Below are 6,539 nucleotides of genomic sequence, written 5' to 3' on the forward strand. Positions count from 1 at the left end.
AGTAGAGGCTGGTGCAAAAACCAGAGTAGGATTAATCTCCCATGAGTGCTTCCCAAAAAGGAGCGACAATCTGTGATGCACCAAGGTCTTTGGAGTCAGACTAACGGATGGGCTCTAAGGCACCATAGCTTATCGACCTTCCTCTCCCAGCCATAGTAGCAGTATTGACGGATTCCTTAACCCATTTTCGTCATCTGTGGTGCGGTGCTTGCACTGCATGTATGGCTAACGGGTACATTAGCAAAATAAAGACCCTCAATATTAGAGGGTCACTACTACTTAGATAATTGAATAGTTAACCCAATCCCCTTGAATACCACCCATTTTATCAAAAAAACGTTGAGCTCGTTTATTATCAGTAGCCGCTATCCAGGACATGTGTACATATCCATGATCCTGCGTGTACCTTTGACATTCTAAAAACAGTTTTGACTCCACTTCTGTATCTCTGTATTGTTCAAGAACAAAAAGGTCGTTCATTACTGTAAATTTATCTGCCTTCATAGTACTGAATGTAAAGTATAATGTAGCAAAACCAACTAACTTTCCATCTTGTAATGCTACAAATTGTATACCACTTTGCTTCTCTAAAAGTGTTTGAATCAAATTATGAATTTTTCCAGTGGCTGGTCTAGGTTTCTGATAAAAACCAACTATGTATTCGTACATTAACTCGGTCAAACCGTTCAAATCATCAGGCTCGGCATTTCTTAAGACAAGTGACATTATAAACCCTCCCGTTTTTAATATAGAATAAATATACTTAGCAATGTATAAATATTCAATATTATTAAGGTGGATGCATTCAACTAATGGAAAACATTAGTTCAATATTAAGAGGAAGTCTACGACTCTTTATTTTCCAAGTCAACAGATTGCCTTATAGTTGTCTAACACTTATTTAATAAAAGCAAAGGGTTGAGAAAAGGGGAGTAGAGTGGATATGCCGCCTATCCACTGCGCTCCACCGCTGTGCGCGATGCCGCCAGATTGATCACCGACCACAGCTTTTCGAGGCCTCCTCCGGGAAGGGCTAACAGCTTCAGGAACGACCAGGCGAGCTCCCTGTTCTCGCAATAATGTGAAACAATATATTTGTCGGGTGACAAGAACATTGGTTTGGAGTTATGGACACAACCCGGGATTGCCCGTGCACAGCAGCTGCGCATAAGTTGGATCCTGCAGCGCAAGCTCGGTGAAGTAGTTGGCAATTTCGTGATTGGCGGCGACAGAGCCCTTTTGGAAAGGCAGCTCACGGCTTTTTTTTGCGTGTAAATAGGTGTAGGTTTGGCCTGTTTTCGGAGATTTATAGAGAATGGGCGGCAGCTGCGGGACGAGATCGAACGGGTTGTGAATTCGATGCCGGTCGAATATTTGGTTGAAGGTGCCGGAAAATTCAGCGTTCCCCACACGAGGTGAAGCATACGTATAAACGATAGGATCGCTAAAGCCGCTATTCACTGCGGTGTCAACGGCGCATAGATGGGCAAGCGCACCGCCAAGGCTATGCCCTGTAATATAAAGCGGCTTATGGCGGGAAAGAGACTGCAAGGCTGACAAGACGGATTGACGAGCCGATTCGTAAATCCCGAGAAACCCCTGGTGCACGGAGCCGCTGTTCTTCGCATAGGGAAACGCGCTCTGTCTGGCGATTGCATCGGATATCCAGTCCGATTTGGTATTCGTTCCGCGAAACACAAGGACGATCCGGTCCGCTGCCTCGGCGATAAAGCCGAACGGTTCTTTTCTGCCTGTAAATGACGCGGCTTCAAATTCCGTAACCAACTGGTAACGACGCGGCAGAACAAAGGTTCCATCGGCGCTTTCAAACTGTTGATAGCTTTGGCTGCAAAGTGCGGACAATAAAATGGCGGTCTGGATATCGAACAGATTCTTGCTCATAGATCTCCCTCTTCTGCTCACACATGTTTTATGTATGTATATGAAAATGATGGGCATACGTCCACGGGCATATGCCTAACTTAGTGACGCCTTTGATTCAAGCCAGGCCGCGCTACCCGTCCCCTCAGCTCCAGAGGAGGAATTTAATTAGGCTAAATGGCAGTTTAGCGCAACGGTTTCAATAAATGGAACGTCTGAAAAATTTGTCACTACTGTGTTTCATATATTACCTTTTATTGGGAAGCATAACGTAAGAGGTGATGCTTTATGAGAAAAACATGCTTGTTAGTCTTGCTGATGTCCGTTATTGCTGCGTCATCGACGTATTCTGTTGTTTTTGCTGAACCACAAGAATCGAAAGAAAAAATCGCTAATGATGCTTTGCTTACAACACTTACCCCAAACATAAAAGATGCCATCATTCACCATTATGGTTATCCCAAACAATTTGCTTTATTTTGGTCAAAAGTATTGGATATAAAAAGGGAATCTGAAGGTGGGTATTCATTCATTGTAAAGTTAGAAGTTACGACTTTTGAACACGCCCATTCTAATCCTTTCGGTACTGAAACAATCACCTTTAATGTTAGTCCCACAGGGGTTAAGCTTATGAACTATGAACACAAAGGCGATGAATGGGAACTCAAAATTGCGAAATTTAAGAATGAAGTCCTTGAAGACATTTTAAAAACCTTTAATATAGACTTATCTTCATTTGAAAGGTTTGAGTATCAACAATTAGCGTATCAGTCCGAGCAAGGACGATTCAAATCCCTTTATAAAATAAGCGATGAAATTAAGAAAGAACTAATGAAGGACTATAAAGCAGGTACAGGTTATAAGAATTTCATTGATCCAATTACTTTCGTAAAAGATGACAGGGCAAATATTTTATTCAAAAAGTCCGACGGAACAAACTATGTCTATACCTTACTTGATGCTCAAGGAAACTGGCGGGTAATTAAGAAGGAAAGTAAACATGGAAAGAAAATGCCACAAGACCTTCTATGGTACATGTATAAACAATTAAGTAGCGAATAAGTGCAGTTTACTTACTGCTTATTATGCTCTGATCTGCCAGCTTGCTGATTCAACTAACGGGAAACTATAGCGCAGGAGCTGCATTAAAGCAGCTCTTTTTTTGATTTCATTGAAGTAATGGGCAGAAGAGTGTGGTGGAACGGCTATTTATTTCGCTCTCTATTTTGCCAGAGTAACACATCCGCTTCACCTACAATATGATGAGTCTAGAAATCTAAAGAGGTGAGCCAATGGCAGTCGTAAAAGCCAGGAAACAGGATATTGATATGTTGGCAAGGTTGCTTCGAGCTGAAGCTGAGACCGAAGGCGAAATGGGCATGCTCCTTGTTGGAAATGTTGGCATTAACCGAATAAGAGCGAATTGCTCCGATTTTAAAGGAATCCGGACAATTCCCCAAATGATCAACCAGCCGCATGCGTTCGAAGCATTGCAACATGGTATGTACTATCAAAACGCAAGAGAGAGGGAACGCCGTCTGGCGCAACGGACTGTGAATGGGGAGCGGAATTGGCCAGGCAAATTCTCCCTATGGTATTTCCGTCCAGGAACGTTCGAAAATCCCGGACCATGTCCGCCAACTTGGTATAATCAGCCGTTCGTAGGACGATGGAAGAAGCACTGTTTTTATGAACCGACCGCGAAAGAATGTGAAAATGTATATAATACGTTTTAACTTTATCAACGAAAAGAGTTCAGGATCTCTTAACCTGACTTGTCACAGCCATGTGTCGGTTGACAAGAACTTTATCTCATTAAGTGCCGCGTAAATCGCGGATTTTTTGGGTTTAGTGGAATAAAGTTGTTTTCATGGTCATTATTCGGAAACTATACCCACGTAACAGGCCGTCCGATGTCAGATGACAAGAACATTAGCCGAATGAAGTCTACTTGAATTGCGGGCTTTATTTATTATCGGATCAAGTTCTTGTCATTTGTCAATGTCAAGAACATTGTCCGGCTCCCGACGAGCTTTGCCGATCGGCAGCCTGTTTAATGAACGGGAAAGAAAGTTAAAAAAAGGAAAATCACGATGGAGAATAAGTTGTTGTCGGAGATTGAACTAACTAGGAACGATAGTGGAGGAGCTTGTCTCATGGCATCTCCTCGTTTTTGTTTATTAAAGTAACGGGTAGGATAGTTACAAATAAAGGAAATAATCTATAGAGGACGAATACTATTTATTGATCCAGTTAAAAAGGAGTTGAAAAACTTATGATTCGAGAAGCTGAAAGATCAGATAAAGATCAAATATTCGAGCTCTATAGAATGTTAGTACCAAACAGTAAGAAAATGAATGTTTTCGAAGAACAAATTGAGACCATTAGAAGAGATCCAAACAATTTTTTACTTGTATACGAGGAAAATGGAGAAATATTAGGGACGGTTACGTTAAACATATGTTTGCAGGTTTTACATGGCTTTAGACCATATGGAGTGGTGGAGAATGTAATTGTTCATGAAAATCATAGGAACAGAAATATTGGACAAAAACTTCTACAATATGTTGAGGATTACTGCAAATCAATTGATTGTCATAGGATTATGCTTTTAAGTAATTCCACACGCCAAAGAGCACATCAATTCTTTGAAAGAGAAGGGTTCAGCGGCTCAGTAAGTAAGGGATTCAAAAAATATTTATGAATTGCTTGTTCAACTACCGGGCAGAATACTTTAATTAATTCCGAAACAAATTTAGAAGATTTATCGTTTATTTAGATGGAACATTTTTACAAGTGGAATTACTTAGGGGGATGGATATGTCAAAAAAGCCAGTAGGAGCAGCTGCGGTCATTATGGATTCAGAAGGGCGAATTCTTTTAGTAAAACATAACTACGGAAAATACAACTGGGAACTACCTGGTGGGCTATCTGAGCAAAATGAGTCTGCGGAGAATACCGCAAAGAGAGAAGTGCTTGAAGAGACGGGGCTTGAGACTACTGTAGGTCGTTTGACTGGCGTGTATTATGAACCCATTAATGATATGCATCACTTTGTTTTCGCTTGTAAGGTGGTCGACGATCAGCAACCACAGCCAGATGCGGAGGAAGTAACAGAATGTAAGTTTTTCAATGTGGACGATTTACCTAAGCCAATTAGTGATTTTACAATTTCACGTATAAAGGATGCTTTGAATACTGATAGTGATCATTTATTCCATATCATCGGACCAAAGCAGTGGTTTGAATAATTTATGTTTTTACATAGATCGTTCAACTAACGAAGAACGATAGCGTAATAGCCAGGGAGCAGATCGCCAAGAGGCAGTTGCTCCCTGGATTCGTTGAAGTAACGGGCAGAATCCTACAATAGAAGCCATAGCTGCCAATCATCTTATGGTCGCAATGATTCATTCACAACTTGATATTAGATGGTTCCAACTTCATAGGATACAATCAAAAGAAGTGGTTATCCAATATATTGATTGATTGGAGTTGTGTCAATTATGAGGTATAAGTACTGTCCTAAGTGTGGTGGAACGTTGAGTCTGAACGAAAATAGGGACATATCGAAGCCAGTATGTACCTCATGCGGGTTTATCTTTTATCAAAATCCATCGGTAGGCGTCATGGGAATCCTAATCAGGGATGGGAAAGTTTTGCTTGGCAAACGACGGCAAGGGAGCTTTAAGGGGCAGTGGTGCTTTCCAGGTGGTTACGTTGAATGGGATGAGGATGTGTATGAGGCTGCTCGACGAGAATTTGTAGAGGAAACGGGTTTAAACATAACTATTACAACGATATACACCTTACTTTCAGATTATGGCTGTATATACGATCAATTTCGTAGCATACATAATCTCGAACAACAAAATGTGATTATTTGGTTTCTAGTAAAAGAGATTGATGGTAAGCTCGTTGCGGGAGATGATATTGAGGAAGTGGAATTTTTCTCTTTTAATGAAGTGCCGGTTTTGGCTTTCCCTACACACGATATTGTATTAAAAAAATTAAAGGATGAACACCTTATATTATAGAAAATGGTTACTCTATCGAGGAACGATAGCACATCGACACTAGGCTGCCGTCATAAACGGCAGCCTGTTCAAGTAACGGGCAGTTATGTTCAACCACATAGAAATAAAAAAGTGTTAAAATAAATGAAATATTCATTTTTCTGGAGGCGTATATGGAGAAAAGCGTAGTTATTGAGGAGTATAGCTCGGATTGGTTTTTTCAATATCAAAAAGAAGCTATGAAAGTAAGAGAAGAATTAAGTGATAGAATCCTTGGAATTGAACATATTGGTAGTACATCGGTAGAAGGATTAGCAGCAAAACCGATTATTGATTTTATGGTTGGAGTAAGTGATTTAAACAAGGTAGATGAATTCATTGAACCATTACACAAAATTAACTATGAGCACGTTTTTCACAAGGAACTTCCAAATAGAAGGTTTTTTAGAAAAGGTGAAAGAGGTGCTGGCACACATCATCTGCATATGTATAAATTTGGTGGTGAAGACTGGAATAATAATATTTTGTTTAGAGATTATTTAAAAACTCATCCAGATGTATTAATACAATACTGTAACTTGAAGAAGAAGCTTGCTGAGGAATATCCTAATGATAGAGCGGCATATACGAAAGCTAAACAT

General features: G+C 40.3%; 8 protein-coding genes. 6 read left to right on the top strand and 2 right to left on the bottom strand.

From position 1 onward, the window contains the following. Positions 1-279 precede the first annotated feature (279 nt). Both GC093_RS08135 and GC093_RS08140 read right to left on the bottom strand, forming a co-directional pair. Positions 280-726 carry a GNAT family N-acetyltransferase gene (locus tag GC093_RS08135; RefSeq protein WP_171651368.1) on the bottom strand — a complete coding sequence of 149 codons (447 nt, stop codon included), beginning with the start codon at positions 724-726 and terminating at the stop codon, positions 280-282. Positions 727-1,125: 399 nt separating this feature from the next. Further along, complete coding sequence (locus GC093_RS08140; protein WP_246313941.1) at positions 1,126-1,959, bottom strand: lipase family protein; 834 nt, start codon at positions 1,957-1,959, stop codon at positions 1,126-1,128. Positions 1,960-2,169: 210 nt separating this feature from the next. Here GC093_RS08140 and GC093_RS08145 point away from each other — a divergent pair, with 210 nt between their 5' ends. From GC093_RS08145 to GC093_RS08170, 6 genes are all read left to right on the top strand, one after another. Continuing rightward, positions 2,170-2,943: a DUF3888 domain-containing protein gene (locus GC093_RS08145; protein ID WP_171651369.1), complete on the top strand. Its 774-nt coding sequence runs from the start codon at positions 2,170-2,172 to the stop codon at positions 2,941-2,943. A 230-nt stretch (positions 2,944-3,173) separates the two neighbouring features. Continuing rightward, positions 3,174-3,617: a cell wall hydrolase gene (locus GC093_RS08150; RefSeq protein WP_171651370.1), complete on the top strand. Its 444-nt coding sequence runs from the start codon at positions 3,174-3,176 to the stop codon at positions 3,615-3,617. A gap of 539 nt (positions 3,618-4,156) precedes the next feature. Further along, positions 4,157-4,585 carry a GNAT family N-acetyltransferase gene (locus tag GC093_RS08155; protein ID WP_171651371.1) on the top strand — a complete coding sequence of 143 codons (429 nt, stop codon included), beginning with the start codon at positions 4,157-4,159 and terminating at the stop codon, positions 4,583-4,585. 116 nt (positions 4,586-4,701) lie between these two features. Next, a complete protein-coding gene (locus GC093_RS08160; RefSeq protein WP_171651372.1) occupies positions 4,702-5,133 on the top strand; it encodes an NUDIX hydrolase in 432 nt (143 codons plus the stop codon). Positions 5,134-5,388: 255 nt separating this feature from the next. After that, entirely contained in the window at positions 5,389-5,919 is a 531-nt protein-coding gene (locus GC093_RS08165; protein WP_281365197.1) for an NUDIX hydrolase, read from the top strand. A 152-nt stretch (positions 5,920-6,071) separates the two neighbouring features. After that, positions 6,072-6,539: GrpB family protein (locus GC093_RS08170; protein ID WP_171651374.1), on the top strand; the 468-nt coding region annotated here is incomplete at its 3' end.

The sequence above is a fragment of the Paenibacillus foliorum genome, assembly GCF_013141765.1.
In the GTDB taxonomy this organism is placed as follows: domain Bacteria; phylum Bacillota; class Bacilli; order Paenibacillales; family NBRC-103111; genus Paenibacillus_S; species Paenibacillus_S foliorum.